Source organism: Shewanella mangrovi (genome assembly GCF_000753795.1).
GTDB classification, from domain to species: Bacteria; Pseudomonadota; Gammaproteobacteria; order Enterobacterales; family Shewanellaceae; genus Shewanella; species Shewanella mangrovi.
In genome coordinates this window covers 1-20316 of record NZ_JPEO01000028.1, presented here as the reverse complement: position 1 = coordinate 20316, position 20316 = coordinate 1, and the positions used below count along the sequence as shown (strand labels likewise).

Sequence of the window (20316 nt, the reverse complement as noted above, 5' to 3'; positions counted from 1 at the left end):
AGCCACCTGCTATGCAGGTGGATTTTTACTGTGCTTAATGTCCATTATTATGACCAATTGGACTGGCAGTTAAACTGTCACCATTTCTTCTTAGGTTGGAAGATCACATCAATATCGTTTTCTTCCTTATACTTCGGAGTGCTTGGCTGATTCGTTTTCACTGCACTATTGATTTCATCAAGCGTCGCCTTGGCTTCTTCAACCTTTTTAGCAATAAAGGGATCATTTGGTGTTTGTCCCTTAATGGTATTCAGTGTGCTGAGGGCTTTAGTCACCATCTGGCGTGCAGAGCCATATTGTTTCATATAGCAGCTAGACCTCGCCCGCGACAGCATACTTTCGACGTTGATCCGCAGTTGCAGATTGTTGATGCGACCCTCTTCATTGGCAAACACAGTCGGATCTAACTTTCCTTTGTTGTGTTCATCGCGAATAATGGCTCTGAGCTTTTTCAGGGTTTGCACTAATACCAAAATCTGGCGATCGTTATCCGGGAGCTTAAAAGATTCAAGAGATGGCATGGTCATGCCAATTCCTTGCTGATTATTAATCAGAGTGTCGAGGTCTAGTATCCGCCGTTCATAATCAGCTTTTTGTTGCGGCGATGCCAGTTGTACGGCCTGTTTAGCGGCTTCTCTAATACGCTTATATAGCACTAGACTGACATTGGGGGAGCATGGAAACATACCGGTGTTAGAGAGGACTTCTTCGGTTTCTTCCATAATTGCGCGCTGTCGCGTCAACTCGGTACGACGCAGTGCTTCAGCGCGTTCCTTTTGCTGCTGCATTGCATTGAAACCGATCACCATCAGCAGCAATGCACCAATAAGCAGCAGTACCAGGGTAAAGGCCATAGTCTTCTCGTTAATTTTATAATTTTGTTAATAATATAATAAATCGATTTAGTGAAATAGATATCTTTTATGTGCTTTTTTATGCGCTTGCCCGCAAGCTGAGCACGATTAGGATATATATTCCAGATTGAATTATTGATTGCTATGCTCTATAACCAATGATTATAGTATCGCGCCATCAACCCACAAATTCTGTCATCTCGCGGCACAGAAATTCAAGGACTAGATAATGAAACTGCAGCAATTGAGATACATTGCCGAAGTGGTCAACCACAACCTCAATGTTTCGACTACCGCTGAGAACCTTTATACCTCGCAACCGGGGATCAGTAAGCAGGTTCGTATGCTGGAGGATGAACTCGGTATTCAAATCTTTGGCCGAAGCGGCAAGCATCTTACCCACGTAACGCCAGCAGGGCAGCAGGTGATCCGCATTGCCAACGATATTTTAGGCAAAGTCGAAAGTATCAAAAAGGTGGCAGAAGAATATACCAAACCTGATCAGGGCGATTTGAATATTGCCACCACAGATACTCAGGCGCGTTACGCCTTACCGCATATCATTCAACAATTTATCCAGCGTTATCCTAAGGTTAATTTGCACATGCATCAAGGTAGCCCGGCGCAGATAAGTGAGGCGGCGGCCCGTGGTGAAGCAGACTTTGCCATTGCAACCGAAGCGATGCACCTTTATAGCGACTTGATTATGCTGCCTTGTTATCACTGGAACCGTTCCGTGGTCGTGCAAAAAGGCCATCCACTAGCGGGACGCAGCCATATTACGATTGAAGAATTAGCCCGTTTCCCTCTCGTCACTTACGTCTTTGGTTTCGACAAAGCGTCGGAGATCGAGAAAGGCTTTAAGCGCGCTGGCGTTGAACCTCGGGTTGTATTTAGTGCTACGAGTGCTGACGTACTGAAAACCTATGTACGCTTGGGGCTTGGGGTCGGGATTATTGCGTCGATGGCGGTCAACCCTGAAATCGATAGTGATCTTGTGGCGATTGATGCCAGTCATCTGTTTGCTCATAGCACCACAAAAATTGGTTTCCGCAAAGGAAACTTCCTACGTGGCTATATGTATGACTTCATTGAGCGATTCGCGCCTCACCTCACTCGTGACGTCGTGGAAAAGGCCGAAGCGATTAAAGATTCTATGCAGATTGAAGAGATGTTTGCCGATATGGAGCTGCCAATCCGTTAATCATGCTGTTCTGCATATAAAAAAGCCTGCAGTTTTGCAGGCTTTTTGCTGATTAACATTCCACAATATTCACGGCCAAACCGCCTTTGGCAGTTTCTTTATATTTACTGCGCATATCTTTGCCAGTATCCATCATGGTTTTAATCACTTTATCCAGTGACACTTTATGATTACCATCGCCGCGCAAGGCTAAGCGAGAAGCGTTGATCGCCTTGACCGCACCCATGGCGTTGCGCTCGATGCAAGGCACTTGTACCAGGCCGCCAACAGGGTCACAGGTCAGTCCTAAGTTATGCTCCATGCCAATTTCTGCAGCATTTTCCACATGTGAGACGGTGCCGCCCATGATTTCCGTTAGTGCCGCAGCAGCCATAGAGCAGGCAACGCCGACTTCACCCTGACAACCAACTTCTGCGCCAGAAATTGAGGCGTTTTTCTTGTATAGAATGCCAATCGCCGCAGCAGTTAATAGAAAACTACAGCAGGTATCTTCATCGACTTTTTCAACAAAGGTATCGTAATAGCACAAGACTGCTGGAATGATGCCAGCTGCGCCGTTGGTCGGCGCGGTGACAACCCGCTCGCCGGCAGCATTCTGCTCGTTGACTGCCATGGCAAACAGGTTAACCCAATCCATGGTGTTGAGCGGGTCGACATTGTGTTTGCTTTCGGCTTTTAAACGGCGCTGTAAGGCAGGAGCGCGGCGACGTAACTTCAGACCACCCGGTAAAATGCCTTCTTTCTTGCAGCCTTTGTCGACGCATTGCTTCATGGTTTGCCAGATCTGCCACAACTGCGTTCTTACCGTTGCTTCAGGCTGTTGGCTGGTTTCATTGGCCATCATTAAGGCGGCAATGCTAAGGCCGTTATCGTTGCACAGTTGCACCAGTTCTGCAGCAGTATCAAAGTCAAAAGGCGCCTTCTTCATCGGTGTGGCAGGTGAGGCGTTTTTGGCCTGAATTTCATCTTCATCCAAAATAAAACCACCGCCGACCGAATAGTATGTCCGCTCACTGATTAGCTCACCATGTTGCAAGGCGTATAAGGTCATTGCGTTAGCGTGGGCAGGCAGAGTTTTACGGCGATGAAAGGTAATTCCCTGTTCGCGAGTGAACTTAACAGATTTATCGTTCGCCAACGGTAGCAATTGCAGTTGCTCCACCTGAGACAGGATCTTATCAATACTGTCAGTATCGACGGTTTCAGGGTCTTCACCCATTAAGCCTAAAATAACGGCCTTACCTGTGCCGTGGCCTTTGCCTGTTTGTCCTAATGAACCAAACAGCTCGGCGCGTAACTCATCGGTTTGCTCAAACAAACCTTGTTGCTGCAAGCGGGAAATAAACTGTTTACCCGCTTTCATGGGGCCGACGGTATGAGAACTCGAAGGACCGATACCAATTTTAAACATGTCGAAAACGCTAATCATCATAAAATCCTGATTTCAGCTTTATTATTATGCAGTTGATGTAAGCAGCGCTTAAGAGGCTGTTACATCGAATTAAATATCGTTACTCTGTGACGATATTTGAGTGCTATGTGTGCAGTATCCCATAAAACTAAGCTGAGGTTGCATTAGTTATTTTTATCAATAGTAGGTCGCATTAGTCAGACTAAAACAAGCTTATCTAAGCGCTTGCAAAGTATAGTTGACTGGCCTTGTTACGCTGCTTTTTAGCCTAATTATGATGAGAAATTGTTTGGAATAAGGAACGCCAATGAGTTATCTGATGCTTGATATAGAGGGCACAAGCCTGCAACCAGAAGAAGCCGAGATACTGCGCCATGAAGCGGTTGGTGGTTTAATTTTGTTTAGCCGTAACTATCAAGATCGCCAGCAGCTTACTGCCTTGGTGGCCGCCATTCGGCAAGTCAAGCCTGAGCTGATTATCGCGGTTGATCATGAAGGTGGTCGAGTGCAGCGTTTTCGTGAAGGATTCAGCGAAATTCCCGCCATGGGCGATATTTTGCCGGCGGCGAAGGATATGCAGCAGGCGCAAATTTGGGCGCGGGAGCTCGGTTTTTTGATGGCTACCGAGTTGTTGGCGTGCGATATCGATCTAAGCTTTGCCCCAGTGCTAGACGTCAATGGTGTGAGTGAGGTGATAGGTACGCGCAGCTTTTCTGCGAACCCCGCCGACGTTTCTCAATTGGCTAGCGCATTTATCGATGGCATGGAACAAGCGGGAATGGCCGCTGTGGGAAAACATTTCCCCGGACATGGCAGTGTTGTCGCGGACACGCATCTCGCGAGTGCGGTTGATCCGCGCACATTTTCTGAAATTACTGCTCACGACATGCAGCCGTTTAAGCAGCTCATCGCTGCAGGACGTCTGCAAGGCATCATGCCTGCGCACGTGATCTATTCAGCTGTGGATAGTCAGCCCGCGGGGTTTAGTCGGTACTGGTTGCAGCAGGTACTGCGCTCAGAGCTGGCCTTTAACGGGGTGATCTTTTCTGATGATCTTGGCATGAAGGGCGCAGCGGTTGCTGGAGACTATCGTGCCCGCGCTCGCGCCGCTTTGGATGCTGGTTGTAACGTGGTGTTGGTTTGTAACGATGCCGTTGGCGCTCGTTCCTTGCTGACGGATTTTATCTGGCCAACCACAGACAATCATCTGTTTACATCGCTGAAGCCTGAACCCCTGAAAGTGATGCAGGCATTAGAAAACGAACCGCGTTGGCAGCGTGCAGTGACTATCGCGAATGAGATCCGCAACGCATAATTTGATATGGCACAACAAATTTGATCTGGATCTCAGTTAGTTTGAGGAGAACCGCAGCGAAGTAAAAGGAAATTCGGCATGATTTTATACCTGCACGGTTTTGACGCTACCAGTCCTGGCAACCACGAAAAAGTCCGTCAATTGCAGTTTATTGATGATGATGTACGCCTGGTGAGTTACAGCACGCTTTATCCAAAATACGACATGCAGCACTTGTTGAATGAGGTGAACAAGCACCTCAAACTCACGAGTGATCGCCAGCCATTAATTTTAGGGGTAGGGCTCGGAGGCTATTGGGCAGAGCGGGTAGGCTTTTTGGCGCGCATGCGCACTGTGTTGGTGAATCCCAATCTTTGGCCAGAGGAAAACATGCTGGGCAAAATTGACCGACCTGAAGAGTATGCCGATATTGCCCATAAGTGTGTCAGTGAGTTTCGTACTAAGAATCGCGGCAATGCGTTATGTCTACTCTCGGCTAAAGATGAGTTGCTCGATACCAGCCGCAGTGAAGCCTTGTTGGGACAGTACTATCAAGTGATAGTCGATAAGCGACAGCCCCATAAGTTTCCATCGCTTTCCAGCCATCTCACCAGTATTAAAAGCTTTAAGTTCAGTTAACAATATGACGGCAAACTTTGCGTTTTGCTGTCAGTAGTGCTTGATTTAACAGTGGATCTCTAACGAGGATGCTGCAATGAAACGCGTGTTGCTAACAATTAAAGGCAAAGTGCAGGGCGTCGGTTTTCGACGCTTTACGTTGCAAAAAGCCAGAGCGCTAGGACTAACGGGATATGTGCGTAATTTGGATGACGGTAATGTTGAAGTACTTGTTCAGGGAGCGTACCCAGCTGTCGATCAGCTGATTATCAGCTGTGAGCAGGGGCCAATCCATGCAGAGGTAAACGATCTATTGGTTGAAGAGGACGATGGCGACGAAATCTACCTCGATTTTTCTGTCACTGGCTGAGGCTTAGTCGGCGCCAGCCAGTGAGCTGCTGATTACTCTGGCGAACCTAGATTGGTTGGTGTGGCTGTGGCGCTAGGATCGCTATCATCATCGGGTTGCTCGTCTTCTTCTGGCGGCACGTCAGAGGGTTGCACCATTTTTCTGACCTGTAACAACATTCCCATACGTGGATGGTCAAAGTAGTGCACTTCAGTGCTGCGTATGCGGCGGTTTTGCTCCATTGGAGTAACACCTAAAAATGGCACAACTGCTGGTTGGGCTTGCGAAGTTTCATCACCCTCGAGTGTTTTTTGCTGTGGTTCGCGCAGATTAAATTGCGTTTCAACATACAAATAGTGGTTGAGATAGATGGTCAGTAGGCCATCAAACTGCCACACCGGATTGGTTTGGTCGCTAGTGCTAAGTTCATCAAAGCCATAATGATTGGCTTTGGCTTCCATCGACACCGGCATACCGTTCGCTTGGTATTGCGCAGAAAAATCCCGTCCAGCAAATAGATGCATTGGTTGCGCGGCGCGGCGCGGCTTCATCTCTTGCTGCCATGTCATATGCAGTAAGGGCTGAATGCCACTTTGCCGATTTAGTTTGGCGATATAAGTAGCAAATTTGGCTTTATCGTTACCGAGTAGCACCGCAGAATCTAATGTCACGCTATTTGCATCTGTAGGGACAATCTCAACTGGCAGTTGCTTGGGCAGTAGTAGCTTATTGGCACTGGTGAGGCCATGACAGGGTTGCTGGGTGTTATTGGCCGTGGCACTGGGTACGCTCAATCCAAAACTGTTGCTTTCAACACTGCCCCAACTATTGTTACCGCAGTCACCGAGCGCCATACTGACACCAGTGATATCACTGGCTACTTGTGGCGTAATTAAGTCCAAGGCGTTGTCAGTTTTTAACGATAATGGCGTGCTTGGCCAATGTTCATCTGTGGTTGCCTTCCGTTCAAACAGATAGACTTCTACTTCATACCAAGGGTATTTTGCGGCTTGCGCCGAAAAAGCACTCAGTCCTGCCAGTGTTGCTAACAGAAAATGTCTAATCACGCTTGGTCTCCCACCCTATGTTGCGCTAACTGTGTCAGTAACAGTTGTGCGGAATCGAGTCGCTGTTTGCTGCTCTCCATCGCCATGGCAAACTTTAACTTATTCGGCCCGTCCATTCGATAGATTTGTGGTTGTGATTGCAGCAGTCCAATAATAAATCCCGGGTCGACGACATGGTCATCATTGAATTCTAAGCTGCCACCACGGCTGTGCATTTCCAGCTTCTTAATGCCAAGTAGCGTGGCTTGATGCTTCAATAGCGTCATTTCCATGAGATTTTTGGTCGGCTCTGGCAACATACCAAAACGATCAATCAGCTCCACTTTGAGCTCATCCAGCGCGGCTTCAGTATGACAATTGGCTATGCGTTTATAGAGCGATAGGCGGATGTTCACATCGCCAACATAATCTTCTGGCAGCAACGCTGGAATACGCAGCTCCATTTCGCACTGTTCGTTAAGCATTTGCGCCAATGACGGCTCTTTACCCTGTTTGAGTGCTTTTACTGCTGACTCTAGCATCTCCATATACAGGCTAAAGCCGATTTTGGAAATGTGGCCGCTTTGTTCTTCACCCAACAGCTCACCCGCACCTCGAATTTCCAAATCCTGCGTGGCCAACATAAAGCCCGCCCCCAGATCTTCAAGTGCATCAATCGCTTCTAGACGTTTACGCGCGTCACTGGTCATACATTTCGGATGCGGCGTCATCAAATAAGCGTACGCTTGGTGATGCGAGCGTCCAACACGACCGCGCAACTGGTGCAGTTGCGCTAAACCGAAGTTGTCGGCGCGTTCAATCACAATGGTATTGGCGCTCGGCACATCGATACCCGTTTCGATGATGGTTGTACACACCAGCACATTGTAGCGGCGGTGATAAAAGTCGCTCATGACGCGTTCAAGCTCACGCTCACGCATCTGTCCGTGGGCGACGACCACCCGAGCCTCCGGCACTAATTCACGTAACTCTTCGGCTGCACGCTCAATGCTTTCAACATTATTGTGCAGATAATAGACCTGACCACCACGGAGAATTTCACGTTGAACGGCTTCGCGAATGGTGTTTTTATCATATTCGCGCACGAAAGTTTTTACCGCTAAGCGTTTCGCAGGCGGCGTGGCAATTATCGACAAATCGCGCATGCCAGACATGGCCATATTCAAGGTACGCGGAATAGGCGTTGCCGTTAGCGTGAGAATGTCGACATTGGCTCGCAGTGCTTTAATTTTCTCTTTTTGGCGTACCCCAAAGCGGTGTTCTTCGTCGATGATCAATAACCCCAGATCTTCGAATTTCACCTCAGAGTTGAGCAGCTTGTGAGTGCCAATCACAATATCGACTTTGCCTTCTGCCAGCGCATCAAGCACCTGGCTTTGTTCTTTAGCGGTACGGAAACGCGACATCACCTCGATGCGTACCGGCCAGTCAGCAAAGCGGTCTTTAAAGTTTTCAAAATGCTGCTGGGCGAGCAGGGTGGTTGGCACCAATACCACTACCTGTTTACCGGCATTAACAGCTACAAATGCGGCTCGCATGGCGACTTCGGTCTTACCAAAACCAACATCACCACACACCAAACGATCCATGGCGGTAGCAGATTGCATATCACCAAGCACGGCTTCAATCGCGTTTTCCTGATCCACCGTTTCTTCAAACGGGAAACTCTGCGCAAACTGGGCGTATTCAGTGTCATCCAGCTCGCAAGCAAATCCCGGTCTCGCTTGGCGTCGAGCATAAACATCGAGTAGCTCGGCGGCCACATCACGAATACGCTCAATCGCTTTCTTGCGCGCTTTGGCCCAGCTTTCGTTCCCTAGCTTATTGAGCGCGGGATCCTCTTCCGGGCCAGTGGTATAGCGGCTGATAAGATGCAGCGAAGACACGGGCACGTAAAGTTTATCGCCACCTGCGTATTCCAGTTTTAGGTATTCCGCGACCATACCGCCGGTATCTAAGGTTTCTAAGCCCTGATAGAGCGCCACACCATGTTCGATATGAACAATGGCCTGACCCACTTTGAGTTCGGCTAAATCGCGAATAAGTGCATCTTGGCTGACCTGTCGTTGCTTATCACGACGACGTTGCTGCGAAATGCGCGCGCCAAACAGTTCTGTTTCACAGATGATACTGATATCGGGATCGGCTAAACGACACCCCTGCGATAGCGGTGAAACAATCAGCCCTATGGCATCTTTGGCGTTGAAAAAGTCGGCGGCGTTGGCAAAGCGGTTCGGCTTAACATTGATTTTGCTTAGCAGCTCCAACAAGGCTTCGCGGCGACCTTCGGACTCGGCGCTAAACAATACTCGGCCTGAAGCGCCGACCAAATACTCTTCAAGTGTAGCAAGCGGTTGTCGCAGTTTATGGTTAATGCTGAGGTCGGGAAGCGGTTGTAACGCGGCAGTTAACTGATGTTTTTGTTCGCTGCTGGATAATTGAACACGAGGTCGCGCTTTTAATTCGCTAAACAGTTGTTCGTTAAGCAGGTATAAATCTTGTGGCGCAAGTAGTGGTCGTAGAGGGTCAACGCGGCGGTCTTCGTAACGCTGCTGGACCTGTTTTAAATGCTCGTCGGCGGCGCTGCTCAAATCACCCACGGTTAATAACTGCACCGCTGGCGTCAGGTAATCAAACAGGGTGGCCGTTTCATCAAAAAAAAACGGCAGGTAATTTTCAATGCCCGCGGGCAGAATGTGGCGACTGACTTGCTGATAGACTGACTCAGGCTCTTTAACGACCACCTCAAAGTAGCGGCGATAGCGTAGGCGAAAGCCTTCGATGGCGGCGTCATCGGTAGGAAATTCCCGCGCTGGTAGCATGCGGATTTCATTCACTGGTGCTTTCGATAACTGACTATCCGCTTCAAAAAAGCGGATAGATTCCACTTCATCATCAAACAGTTCGATACGCAGTGGCTCATTGGAACCCATGGGGTAGATATCGATGATAGAACCGCGAATCGCAAACTCGCCGTGTTCATAGACTTGCCCCACATTATGGTAACCAGCATCCACTAAATACTGACGCATCTGTTCTAGTGGGTATTTGTCGTCTTTTTTCAGCAGCATGACGTTGGCTGACATAAAGGCTTTTGGCGGTAAGCGCACCATGAGTGTACTGACCGGTACAATCAATAACCCTTTGTTCGCGGTAGGCAGGCGTGACAAAGTTTCTAAGCGTTGTGAAATGAGATCCTGATGCGGTGAAAAACTATCGAACGGTAGGGTTTCCCGATCGGGAAACAGCCATACCGGCAGAGAATCGCCTAACAGATAGCGTAACTCGGCTTCTAAGGTCATCGCGCTCGGTGTATCGGGCGTAATCAGCAGTGAAATGCCATCGTGGGCTTTCGCCAGTTCGGCCAGCGTCAGCGCGCGGGCGACACCTTCCGGTACATTAAGAAAACGGACATCACCCGCTTGTGTTGCGCTCGGTGGCGCCAGAACAGAAAAAACGGTCATCAGTGGTGGGAAATCAACTGCTCGCAACTAAATTGCGCATCATTGTATAGTGCTGTGTGGAGCAGTGCCAGTTTAACACTGGCACTCGCGCGATTGACTTAACGATTTGCTTTGCGAAGTTGCAGCTGTTTTTGCTGAATGTTAAGGCTCGCCTTTACCAAATGTTCTACTTCGGTATCGTTGATAACACTGTATGCGAGCTCCACAATATAATGGCCGGGTTGCTGCGGATCCGCGTGGCAATCTAGCACGCTCGCAAAACAGAGAATACTGAGCACTTCTTCGCGAATGAACAGCGTTGCTTTGACTTGTTCTCCCGGTTGAAATGGCTCGTTACTGTTGACCCGAAAATTACTGCCACCAAACTGTAATCCTTGGCATTGCACACCTTCCTTTAGCTCTTGTTCCAGCAAGTGTTGCAATACTAGGTCAATCTTGCGCGACTGCAGCTTCATATAATCGGCAATCGTCCGTGCATCATCACCAAGATGGCGCAACTGCATCATATAGCTACCTTCAAGCGCTTTGACTTCACTAATGAGCTGCATGCCTTTTGACTTCATGCCATGCAGTTGCTCGTCGCTTGGCAGTGGCTGGTCACTTGGCCAGCGCGATAAATAGGCATCAAATGGATGCAATACACTGAAATACGCGTTACTGTCGGTATTCAACGGCTAAGCCTCTTGTAATTGACGGGGTAATCCACCTATTATCGTGCGCACTTCAATGATTTAGCAAGGGAGACGCGGCGCTTCACATGAATCCAGCTCTGTCATGTTTTATAGGTTATCGCTACTGGCGCGCGCGTAAGTCCAATGCTTTTGCCTCATTTATTACCTTTTTTGCTGTCAGTGGCATCTTTCTTGGCGTTGCCGCGCTGATTGTGGTCAGCTCGGTGATGAATGGCCTTGAGGGACAATTAAAGCAGCGCATCCTCGGCGCGATTCCTCAGCTTACGGTGCATACACAAGCGCCGCTTACCGATTGGCAAAAATTGAAACAACAGTTACTCAGTTTGCCGGGCGTCAAAGGTGTTGAGCCATCGATTGCCAATCAGGCGATGGTGCAATCGGCAGCAAATATTCAGGCTGTAGAACTCTATGGCATTTTCCCAGAAGAAGATAAGAGCCTGTCCCCATTAGCCGTTAATACCTTTAATGATGCGTTTAACGCGTTGCAACCAGGCAAATACAATGTTTTGCTCGGTAGTGAGTTGGCGCGCCGACTGAACGTAATGAGTGGCGATAAAGTGCGTTTGTTAAGTGGTGAAGGGGTGATTTACTCGCCGCTTGGCCCTGTGCCGAGCCAGCGTACCTTTACCGTGGTGGGCGTGTTTGAAATGGGCTCGCAGGTTGATGCCAATGTTGCCTATCTGCACTATGGCGATGCGCGTCGTTTGATGCGAAAAAGTGCTGATGATATTGAAGATCTACGGTTGTTTTTAGCTGATCCATTTTTAGCGCCGACGGTGTCACCAAAAGTAGCAAATTTACTCGCTCAGCAAGGAATTAAAGCAACGGTAACTGATTGGCGTGATAGCTATGGTCACCTGTTTGCCGCAGTGAAGATGGAAAAGAACATGATGTCTTTGCTACTCAGTCTGATTATTGCCGTTGCCGCTTTTAATATTGTGTCAGCACTGGTGATGATGGTGGTTGATAAAACTGCCGATGTCGCCGTATTGAAGACTCAGGGGCTAAGTCCTTTTGGGGTTATGTTGGTGTTTATTAGCCAGGGTTCGTTAAATGCGTTACTAGGACTGCTGCTGGGGTTGGTCGTTGGGATTGGTTCCACGCTTAACATCAACAGCATTATGAGTGTCTTAGGCATGCATATTTTAGGGGTTGGGCAACGTCTGCCAGTAATCCTTAACCCTAGCCAATTGGGCATTATCGCGCTGGGTTCGGTGGTGCTTACCTTGCTAGCGACCCTTTACCCGGCAGTGCGTGCTGCTGCGGTGCAGCCCGCTAACGCGTTACGCTATGAATAAAAGAGAAGAGTACATGGAAAAGCCTCCGTTATTGCAAGTTATCGGTGTCAGCAAAAGTTATCAGGAAGGTAAGGTCAGCACGCCGGTGTTACATGAAGTCTCTCTGAGTATTAATGCCGGTGAGCAGTTGGCGATTGTCGGTAGCTCTGGCTCGGGCAAAAGTACACTGCTGCACATTATGGGGACCTTAGATAAGCCTTCTGCTGGACAGGTGTTACTTGACGGAGCAAATCTCTACAAGCTTTCGGTGGCGAAGCAGGCAAAAGTGCGAAATGAGCAACTGGGCTTTATCTATCAGTTTCATCATCTGTTACCTGAATTTACCGCGTTAGAAAACGTATCTATGCCAGGTTGGATTGCCGGACAGAACAAGCAAGACGTAGCCAAGCGTGCCAGTGACTTATTAGAAAGAGTTGGCTTGAGCCATAGGTTGCAGCATCTGCCTTCGGAATTATCCGGTGGTGAGCGTCAGCGAGTGGCCATTGCCCGCGCACTGATTAATCAGCCAAGATTAGTGTTAGCCGATGAACCCACGGGTAATCTTGATGCCGCCAGCGGCGAGGCGGTATATCAGTTAATTCAGGAGTTAGCCAAGCAGTTAAATACAGCATTTGTGGTGGTGACGCATGATCAGGCGTTGGCCGCGAGGATGGATCGGCAACTGCACATGGTGGATGGGCAGTTACTCAGCAGTAACGCGGAGCACTAACAGATGGGCTTGCCTTTACCTATCACGATCGGCTGGCGTTTTTATCGCGCCAGAGAGCGCAGTGGTTTTGTTAGTTTTATCTCATTTGCTTCAACCTCAGGGATCGCACTTGGTGTCGCGGTACTGATTTTAGTGTTGTCTGCCATGAACGGCTTTGAGTCCGAATTGGAAAAGCGTCTGCTTGGTGTGGTGCCGCATGGTGAGTTGATTGCTGGCGATCAGCCGCTTGCTAATTGGCCTGAAATTTTGCAGCAGGCGCGGGCGATGAATGGCATTGTCGCCGCGGCGCCCAACGTTAAAATTCAGGGGTTATTGCAGAAGCCGGGCGGCTTTACTGGGGTGCAGATCACCGGTATTGACCCGGCGCTAGAAGAGGAAGTTTCCAGTCTGCCTCAGTTTATGTCATCGCAAGCTTGGCAGAGTTTGAATGGCGATGGTGCCAATATCGTCATGGGGCAGGGCGTGTTAGACAAGCTAGGGTTAAAGGTAGGTGACGCGGTAACCTTCTATCTGCCTCCGCCTAAATCGCATACGTCCGCCGGGCAGATTGGTCGCGCCCGCAGTCACACCTTAACCATCAGTGGTAGTTTCAGCATTGGTGGTGAGTTGGATTACGCCAACGCCTATGTGCCGTTAGCCTACGCACAATCTTTGATGAACTTAGGTGACGCGGTGAATGCCGTTCGTATCAAGGTGGAGCGGGTGTTTGAAGCACCAATGCTGGTGCGTCAACTCGGATATCAGCAACATCAAATGATGTATGTCAGTGATTGGACACGTACTCAGGGGCATCTTTATCAAGATATTCAAATGGTCCGCACGCTGATGTATCTGGTGCTGGCATTAGTCATTGCCGTTGCCTGCTTCAATATTGTGTCGACGCTGGTGATGGCGGTGCGCGATAAAGCCTCCGAAATTGCTATCCTAATGACTATGGGACTAAAACGCCGTAGTGTCATGCTTGTATTTATTGTGCAGGGGGCATTGAACGGTGTGGTTGGCGCAATTATTGGCGGTGTGGCGGGAGTGTTGATGGCCGATAATCTTTCTGCGCTGGCAGCAAAGTTGGAACAGTTGATTGGACATCGATTTCTTTCCGCGGACGTCTATTTTATCGATTTCTTGCCATCGCGGATTGAAGCTCAAGATATTGTTCTGGTGATCAGCACAGCGTTGGTGATGAGCCTGTTTTCAACTATTTATCCCGCTTATCGAGCCAGTCGCATAGCCCCTGCAGCAGCCCTGGCAGGACGTTAGCGTCATCAGTCATGTTCCAATAAAAAAGCGCCCAAAGGCGCTTTTTTATTGTTCGGCATTTTTCAATCTGAGCATTATTTATTGATGCGATGCTGACGCTTTCTTTGCCAGTGGCGATAAATTGAATATTGCCATGCCCCTTTCACAATAAAGTAGCCTAAGGTGGCACTGACAATGCCAATCACAAAACAGCCTAATAAAAACGGTGGTGCAATGGTGGCAAATGACGTTTCTAGCCAGCTCCATGTGGCTTCAAAATGAAATTTTTCGGGAGGATGATTCAGCAGCCAAGCACCAAGCTTATATGCCAGATAAAACATGGGCGGCATGGTGACAGGGTTGGTGATCCACACTAGTGCAACGGATACCGGTAGATTCACGTTAAACACGATAGCTAAGGCTGCCGCCAATACCATTTGAAACGGCATCGGCACCCAGGCGGCAAACAAACCTACAGCAAAGGCACCAGGTGTTGAACGACGGCTCAAGGCCCACAAATTGGGATTGTTCAGCAACCCACCAAATATACGCAGATATTTATGGTCTCTTAGCGTTTCCGGTTTCGGACTGAGACGTTTAAGTAGTTTTTTTGGCATAGAATTCGATTGCTGTCTTTACTAATGAGATGAATCTTTTTCTCTTTGGCTTCAGCATCGCCATTATCTCAGCGATGATCTGGCCTTCAATGTTGCCGCTATTATCGTTGCCAATTGTTGCAGGCGCTTTACTCCTGTGCGTTTCTTGGCTCCGCAAACATCGCTTTCGAGGTTTTCTATCCGGGATCGCTGGCGTGCTCGTGGGTGTAATATGGATAACAGCGTATTGCCATTGGCTGCTACCTTCGGCAGCAGTTGAGCAGCAATCATCTGTCCGGGGACATACTACACCCCTCACAGTGAGGGCTGAAATCATATCACTAGTTTCTAGAAACGGCGACTGGATTAGTGTGGATGTTCAACAAGTGGACAATAGTGCATCATTTTTTGCTGCAAAGCGGTGGCGGTTAGGTTGGGATTTACGCGATGAAAAACAAACTATTAGGTTACCTAATGTCGGTGAAATATGGCAGTTTGAGTTAACCCCAAAAGTGTTCTCTTCGGTATTAAATGAAGGGGGATTTAACCAACAGCGGTATTTGATTAGTCAACATATTAGTGCGCGGGCCCGCGTGATAAACGCTGCGTTAATTCAGGGCGCGACTGGCGTACGAGCAACGCTGTTAGCATCGTTAAATCGTCAGCTTGAGTCGGTGGATAACCGTGACATCTTGTTGGCGCTCACCATGGGCGAACGTAATGACATCAGTCGTGCTCGCTGGCAGCAACTGCGTAACAGCGGGACCGCCCATTTGGTTGCTATATCCGGGCTACACCTGTCGGTGATTTCACTTTATCTGTTTGCGTTAGTGAAGAGCGTACTTAATTGGCTTAGGCCGGTGGAGTCTCGACGTAATCTTATTATCGCCAATCTGAGTGCTGTAGCGGTGGCCGTTTTATATGCCTGGCTTGCGGGGTTTGGGGTGCCGGTCCAACGGGCGTTGCTGATGCTGCTTGTCGTGGTGCTCAGTCAACTCACTATGCGCAACGCTGTAAGTTGGGAAAGGCTGCTGTGGGCACTAGCCTTGGTATTACTCGCAGACCCATTAGCTCCGCTCAGCAATGGCTTTTGGCTCTCATTCTTTGCTTTAGCCATCATTCTCAGTGAATGGTACTCGCAACGTGACTGGCAGCATGACGAGACTCTACAACAGCGCTTAATACGTGGATTTATCGCTCTGTGGCGTATTCAATGGCGGCTCTGTCTAGGGATGAGTTTGTTGCAGGCCATACTCTTTGGTGGCATCACGTTACACAGTTTTTGGATAAATCTGTTGTTGGTACCTTGGTTCTCATTTGTTGTTATTCCATTGGTGATGATCAGCTTTTGCATGGGAATGTTATTGACGGCTTTGGGCGCAATGCCGGTGGCAACGACAATTTGGCAGTGGACAAATTTGTCATTACTTCCTGCAGAGTGGTTGTGGCAGCTGTCGACTGAGCTCGCAGCTGCTTGGATACCAATATCGGCATCGTTTGCTTGGGCATTGCTGCTTGCTGTCGGAAGCTTAGTCCTCGGTTGGCACTTACTTACCGTCAGACACCGCTATTGGCTACTGCTTCCCTGTGTACCGCTGATGCTGCAACTGACCCTATTATTGGATTGGCTGACACCGGCCCGCTGGCAGTTACACATTGTCGATGTGGGACAAGGACTTGCAGTCATCGCCCAGCAAGGCAAATACGGTTTACTTTATGATACCGGGGCGAGCTTTGATGATTTTAGTTATGCTGAGCGGGCGATACTGCCGCTGCTTAGGCAACGTGGTATTAGTGAACTGGAGTATCTGATACTCAGCCATGGCGATAATGACCATGCAGGTGGCGCACAAGTCATAAGCGCGCATTATCCTCAAGCGAAAGTAATCACTGACTTAACCATACTACCGGCTACTGATAATTGCCGCCCTCATACTGTGCAGTGGCGAAAATTGACGCTTAATTTTCTCGGGCCTTTGGCACCAGCGCGTGGTAATAATGGCTCATGTGTCATGCAGTTAACGGATGAAAAATTTAGTGTTTTGTTGCCTGGCGACATCGAACTGCCGGCGGAAATTGGGTTGGTAAAAAGCGACGCACAGCTAAACAGCGATTTATTGTTAGTACCGCATCATGGTAGTGCGAGTTCGTCGACCGAAGATTTTATTCAGGCCGTTTCACCGCGTTGGGCCATTTTTGCTGCCGGGTTCCATAATCGTTGGCGCTTTCCTAAACAAGACGTATTGCAGCGGTACCACACGCATGGTGTCACCACATTCGTCAGCGGAGAGCAGGGCCAAATCAGTGTGGACGTTAACCCCGTCTCACAAAATATCAGCAGTTATCGCGCGCAAATTGCCCCCTATTGGTATAACCGCCTGATAGCATTTGGTAACCCCGTCGATCCAGAGTAGAATGCTCACTTTGTTTTGCTACTGAAAAATGCCTGCATCAATGACGAAAATGCCGACGACGCGAAATCGCGATATTTTTAAGCGATTACTCACCTATGTTTCAGACCTCAAAGGCATCTTTATCATCTCCGCCTTAGCACTCGTAGCCTACGCCATGGTCGATGCGACCTTCCTGTATTTGATCCGGCCATTTATCGACGAAGGCTTCGCCTCAACGCCAACACCTAGCATTGTGGATGGTATCGAAGTCGCTAATACTCAGGGCTTTCAGTCAGATAGCAATGTCTTAAAAATCGCCCCCTTTATTGTGATTGGGCTGTTTATTCTGCGCGGTTTTTTTAACTTCGTCGCCACCTATGGCGTGTCATACATGAGTACCCGTGTGGTACAAACTATGCGCCAGCAAGTATTTGACCATATTTTGCGGTTACCTGTGAGCTTTATGGACAGAATGAGCCCAGGTGAGCTGATTTCCAAAGTGACCTACGATACCGAGCAAATTGCCCGTGCTTCAGGCAACACCTTAGTGACACTGATCCGTGATGGTGTGAGTGTTATCGCCTATCTCGGGGTGATGTTTTCGATGTCGTGGAAACTGTCACTGTGTATTTTGATTATTGTGCCGCTGATCGGCATTGTTGTTTCCGTGGTGAACAAACGTTTGCGCAAGGTGTCGCGTCAGATCCAAAATGCGATGGGGACGGTCACGGCCGCTTCTGAACAGATGATCAAAGGCCATAAAAATGTGCTGATTTTTGGTGGACAAAAGACCGAGTCTGATCGTTTTGCCAAGGTCAACAAATATAACCGTTACCAGAATATGAAACTGGCCACGGTGCAGGCAATTAGCCAACCCACCGTGATGGTGATTAGCTCACTAGCTCTTGGTGCGGTCATTTATGCAGCCAGCCTTGATAGTCTGCATGATGAACTCACCGCAGGTATTTTCGCCGCGATGCTCAGTACCATGTTGGCATTACTGCAACCCATCAAAAACTTGACCCGCCTTAATGCTGAATTTCAGCGCGGTATGACGGCTTGTGCGACAGTGTTTGAGCTAATCGATACGCCAGCAGAGAAAGATGAAGGCACGCACGAAGTTGAGCGTGTAGCGGGTAATATTAAGTTTGATAACGTCAGTTTTAGCTATCCAGAGCAGGAAAAATTGGCGCTTGATCATGTGTCACTGGAAGTAAAACAAGGACGCACATTGGCGTTGGTGGGGCGTTCAGGCTCAGGTAAGTCCACGATTGCCAGTTTGATTACGCGTTTCTATGGCGAACTGCGTGAAGGAAATATCACCCTTGATGGTATCGATATTCATGACTATTCGCTCAAAGGGTTGCGTAGTCAGATCGCGCTCGTATCACAGCAAGTCACCCTGTTTAATGACACCATTGCCAACAATATCGCGTATGCCTATCCCGGTGACGTGACCCGTGAACAAGTGGTTGAAGCTGCTACCTTGGCGTATGCGATGGAGTTTATCGAGCGACTGCCCGATGGTTTAGATACTGAAATCGGTGAAAACGGAGTGATGCTCTCTGGTGGTCAGCGTCAGCGTATCGCGATTGCTCGCGCTATTCTGCGAAATGCGCCCGTGCTGATTTTGGATGAGGCCACCTCGGCACTCGACACTGAATCTGAAAAAGCCATCCAAAAAGGCTTAGATAATCTGCGCCGTAACCGCACCTCAATCGTCATTGCGCACCGTTTATCTACCATTGAAAATGCTGACGAGATTTTGGTGGTTGATCAGGGGCACATTGTGGAGCGTGGCGATCACAACACCTTAATTGAACATGATGGCATGTACGCTAAGTTGTATCAGATGCAGTTTGGGGGCTAAGTGGACGCCTTTGTTAACCGCATCTGGTATCAAAATCACTGGCTGAAATGGCTCTTGTGGCCTTTATCTTGGTTGTTTGCCTTGATAAGTGGTGCGCGGCGCCTGTTGTTTCGTTTTGGGCTAAAACCGATTGAGCACTTGCCTGTGCCTGTGCTGCTGGTGGGCAATATCACTGTCGGTGGCAGCGGTAAGACGCCGATGGTGATTTATCTGATTGAACTATTGCGGCAGCACGGTTACCGCCCCGGTGTTATCAGTCGTGGCTACGGTAGCCAACAGCAACATCCACGTTTGGTGACTGCCGCTTCGACGGCCTCAGATGTGGGAGATGAACCCGCGATGATCGTGAGTCGCACGCAAGTGCCTATGGCTGTTGGTCAGGATCGTATTGCCACGGCAAAGTTACTGCTGGCCGAACATGATGTTGACATCATTATCAGTGATGATGGTTTACAGCATTACCGTTTGGCGCGTGATATTGAGTTGTTGGTTGTAGATGCTAAACGGCAACTAGGCAACGGCATGTTGCTGCCGGCGGGGCCGCTGCGCGAAGGGCGTTGGCGTCTGAACACGGTCGATTTTGTGGTGGAAAATGGCGCTCAGCAAGATGCTGCACAACGCTTTGCTATGCAGTTAAAGGCGGGGGAGTTACAACCGCTAACGACAACCGCAGCAATTCCACCACAGTCAGTAAAAGCGGTGGCGGGTATCGGTAATCCGCAGCGCTTTTTCGATACCCTGACACAATTAGGGTATGATGTGGCCGAAACGCAGGCGTTTGCCGATCATCATCCGTATGTTGCCGCTGACTTTGTGCGGTCTGATACACAATTGCCACTCGTGATGACCGAGAAAGATGCGATAAAATGTCGCAACTTAAGAATTGAAAATAGCTGGTATCTGCCGGTAGATGCTTGCTTATCTGACCAATTTTCGGCGCAATTGCTGGCCAAAGTGGCTTCAGTGGTTGCCAAAAAACGTATCGCTAAAAATGAAGGACGGACCAATGGCGTTTGATAAAAAACTTCTGGATATCGTGGCTTGCCCGGTATGTAAAGGCAAACTGGAATATGACAAAGAGCAGCAGATCCTTATCTGTAAAGCTGATCGTTTGGTTTATCCTATTAACGATGGTATCCCAGTACTGCTGGCCGACAAGGCGACTAATCTGCAAGACGTATCAGAATAACCCGCTAACGCCTTGTTCTAAATACCGCCTTAGGGCGGTATTTTTTTTGTCACCCTTAAACCACCTCCTATG

Annotated in this window: 17 protein-coding genes; 11 read left to right on the top strand and 6 right to left on the bottom strand. The window is 48.9% G+C overall.

The features are described from left to right. Positions 1 to 77: 77 nt before the first annotated feature. A complete protein-coding gene (locus HR45_RS18510) occupies positions 78 to 854 on the bottom strand; it encodes a hypothetical protein (protein ID WP_037445766.1) in 777 nt (258 codons plus the stop codon). A 229-nt stretch (positions 855 to 1083) separates the two neighbouring features. On the opposite strand from HR45_RS18510, the gene cysB reads away from it, so the two are divergent. Beyond that, complete coding sequence (gene cysB / locus HR45_RS18505) at positions 1084 to 2058, top strand: HTH-type transcriptional regulator CysB (RefSeq protein ID WP_037445765.1); 975 nt, start codon at positions 1084 to 1086, stop codon at positions 2056 to 2058. 52 nt (positions 2059 to 2110) lie between these two features. Here the strand turns inward: cysB and HR45_RS18500 are convergent, their stop codons facing one another. After that, positions 2111 to 3487, bottom strand: a complete 1377-nt coding sequence (locus HR45_RS18500; protein ID WP_037445764.1) for an L-serine ammonia-lyase — start codon at positions 3485 to 3487, stop codon at positions 2111 to 2113. Positions 3488 to 3776: 289 nt separating this feature from the next. Between HR45_RS18500 and nagZ the strand changes: the two genes are divergently transcribed. The 3 genes from nagZ (at position 3777) to HR45_RS18485 (ending at position 5751) form a co-directional block, all read left to right on the top strand. Continuing rightward, entirely contained in the window at positions 3777 to 4784 is a 1008-nt protein-coding gene (nagZ, locus tag HR45_RS18495; RefSeq protein WP_037445763.1) for a beta-N-acetylhexosaminidase, read from the top strand. Between the two features lie 78 nt (positions 4785 to 4862). After that, the gene (gene ycfP, locus HR45_RS18490) at positions 4863 to 5402 is read left to right on the top strand and encodes an alpha/beta hydrolase YcfP (protein WP_037445762.1); all 540 of its coding nucleotides are present in this window, start codon (positions 4863 to 4865) and stop codon (positions 5400 to 5402) included. Positions 5403 to 5478: 76 nt separating this feature from the next. After that, the gene (locus HR45_RS18485) at positions 5479 to 5751 is read left to right on the top strand and encodes an acylphosphatase (RefSeq protein WP_037445761.1); all 273 of its coding nucleotides are present in this window, start codon (positions 5479 to 5481) and stop codon (positions 5749 to 5751) included. Positions 5752 to 5783: 32 nt separating this feature from the next. Here the strand turns inward: HR45_RS18485 and HR45_RS18480 are convergent, their stop codons facing one another. From HR45_RS18480 to HR45_RS18470, 3 genes are all read right to left on the bottom strand, one after another. After that, positions 5784 to 6797 carry a peptidoglycan binding protein CsiV gene (locus HR45_RS18480; protein ID WP_052074843.1) on the bottom strand — a complete coding sequence of 338 codons (1014 nt, stop codon included), beginning with the start codon at positions 6795 to 6797 and terminating at the stop codon, positions 5784 to 5786. Then, complete coding sequence (gene mfd, locus HR45_RS18475; RefSeq protein ID WP_037445760.1) at positions 6794 to 10261, bottom strand: transcription-repair coupling factor; 3468 nt, start codon at positions 10259 to 10261, stop codon at positions 6794 to 6796. Before mfd ends, HR45_RS18480 begins: the two co-directional genes overlap by 4 nt. Before the next feature lie 98 nt (positions 10262 to 10359). Continuing rightward, positions 10360 to 10932, bottom strand: a complete 573-nt coding sequence (locus HR45_RS18470) for a hypothetical protein (protein ID WP_037445759.1) — start codon at positions 10930 to 10932, stop codon at positions 10360 to 10362. Between the two features lie 86 nt (positions 10933 to 11018). On the opposite strand from HR45_RS18470, the gene HR45_RS18465 reads away from it, so the two are divergent. From HR45_RS18465 to lolE, 3 genes are read left to right on the top strand one after another with little or no spacing between them, the layout of a single operon-like run. Further along, complete coding sequence (locus HR45_RS18465; RefSeq protein ID WP_037445758.1) at positions 11019 to 12251, top strand: lipoprotein-releasing ABC transporter permease subunit; 1233 nt, start codon at positions 11019 to 11021, stop codon at positions 12249 to 12251. Beyond that, a complete protein-coding gene (gene lolD, locus HR45_RS18460) occupies positions 12244 to 12960 on the top strand; it encodes a lipoprotein-releasing ABC transporter ATP-binding protein LolD (RefSeq protein ID WP_052074842.1) in 717 nt (238 codons plus the stop codon). The genes HR45_RS18465 and lolD overlap by 8 nt, the downstream gene beginning before the upstream one ends. Before the next feature lie 3 nt (positions 12961 to 12963). After that, positions 12964 to 14217, top strand: coding sequence for a lipoprotein-releasing ABC transporter permease subunit LolE (gene lolE / locus HR45_RS18455; RefSeq protein WP_037445756.1), 1254 nt, complete (start codon positions 12964 to 12966; stop codon positions 14215 to 14217). Between the two features lie 74 nt (positions 14218 to 14291). Here lolE and HR45_RS18450 read toward each other — a convergent pair whose 3' ends face one another. After that, positions 14292 to 14813, bottom strand: a complete 522-nt coding sequence (locus tag HR45_RS18450) for a DUF2062 domain-containing protein (protein WP_037445755.1) — start codon at positions 14811 to 14813, stop codon at positions 14292 to 14294. Positions 14814 to 14842: 29 nt separating this feature from the next. Here HR45_RS18450 and HR45_RS18445 point away from each other — a divergent pair, with 29 nt between their 5' ends. Genes HR45_RS18445 through HR45_RS18430 form a run of 4 tightly spaced genes read left to right on the top strand, consistent with a single transcriptional unit; the run spans position 14843 to position 20244 of the window. Continuing rightward, complete coding sequence (locus HR45_RS18445; RefSeq protein ID WP_037445754.1) at positions 14843 to 17206, top strand: DNA internalization-related competence protein ComEC/Rec2; 2364 nt, start codon at positions 14843 to 14845, stop codon at positions 17204 to 17206. Between the two features lie 40 nt (positions 17207 to 17246). Further along, entirely contained in the window at positions 17247 to 19055 is a 1809-nt protein-coding gene (msbA, locus tag HR45_RS18440) for a lipid A export permease/ATP-binding protein MsbA (protein WP_037445753.1), read from the top strand. Then, positions 19056 to 20072: a tetraacyldisaccharide 4'-kinase gene (gene lpxK / locus HR45_RS18435; protein WP_037445752.1), complete on the top strand. Its 1017-nt coding sequence runs from the start codon at positions 19056 to 19058 to the stop codon at positions 20070 to 20072. It abuts the gene before it with no gap. Next, positions 20062 to 20244 (top strand): Trm112 family protein, encoded by a 183-nt coding sequence (locus HR45_RS18430; RefSeq protein ID WP_037445751.1) that lies wholly within the window; start codon positions 20062 to 20064, stop codon positions 20242 to 20244. Before lpxK ends, HR45_RS18430 begins: the two co-directional genes overlap by 11 nt. The last annotated feature ends 72 nt before the right edge of the window (positions 20245 to 20316 follow it).

Bases quoted from the DNA above. Each gene is read 5' to 3' on its own strand.
- mfd (WP_037445760.1), bottom strand. From the start codon at position 10,261: ATGACCGTTTTTTCTGTTCTGGCGCCACCGAGCGCAACACAAGCGGGT.
- HR45_RS18430 (WP_037445751.1), top strand. From the start codon at position 20,062: ATGGCGTTTGATAAAAAACTTCTGGATATCGTGGCTTGCCCGGTATGT.
- HR45_RS18465 (WP_037445758.1), top strand. From the start codon at position 11,019: ATGAATCCAGCTCTGTCATGTTTTATAGGTTATCGCTACTGGCGCGCG.
- HR45_RS18510 (WP_037445766.1), bottom strand. From the start codon at position 854: ATGGCCTTTACCCTGGTACTGCTGCTTATTGGTGCATTGCTGCTGATG.
- lolE (WP_037445756.1), top strand. From the start codon at position 12,964: ATGGGCTTGCCTTTACCTATCACGATCGGCTGGCGTTTTTATCGCGCC.
- HR45_RS18485 (WP_037445761.1), top strand. From the start codon at position 5,479: ATGAAACGCGTGTTGCTAACAATTAAAGGCAAAGTGCAGGGCGTCGGT.
- HR45_RS18445 (WP_037445754.1), top strand. From the start codon at position 14,843: ATGAATCTTTTTCTCTTTGGCTTCAGCATCGCCATTATCTCAGCGATG.
- HR45_RS18500 (WP_037445764.1), bottom strand. From the start codon at position 3,487: ATGATTAGCGTTTTCGACATGTTTAAAATTGGTATCGGTCCTTCGAGT.
- msbA (WP_037445753.1), top strand. From the start codon at position 17,247: ATGACGAAAATGCCGACGACGCGAAATCGCGATATTTTTAAGCGATTA.
- nagZ (WP_037445763.1), top strand. From the start codon at position 3,777: ATGAGTTATCTGATGCTTGATATAGAGGGCACAAGCCTGCAACCAGAA.
- ycfP (WP_037445762.1), top strand. From the start codon at position 4,863: ATGATTTTATACCTGCACGGTTTTGACGCTACCAGTCCTGGCAACCAC.
- cysB (WP_037445765.1), top strand. From the start codon at position 1,084: ATGAAACTGCAGCAATTGAGATACATTGCCGAAGTGGTCAACCACAAC.
- lolD (WP_052074842.1), top strand. From the start codon at position 12,244: ATGAATAAAAGAGAAGAGTACATGGAAAAGCCTCCGTTATTGCAAGTT.
- HR45_RS18450 (WP_037445755.1), bottom strand. From the start codon at position 14,813: ATGCCAAAAAAACTACTTAAACGTCTCAGTCCGAAACCGGAAACGCTA.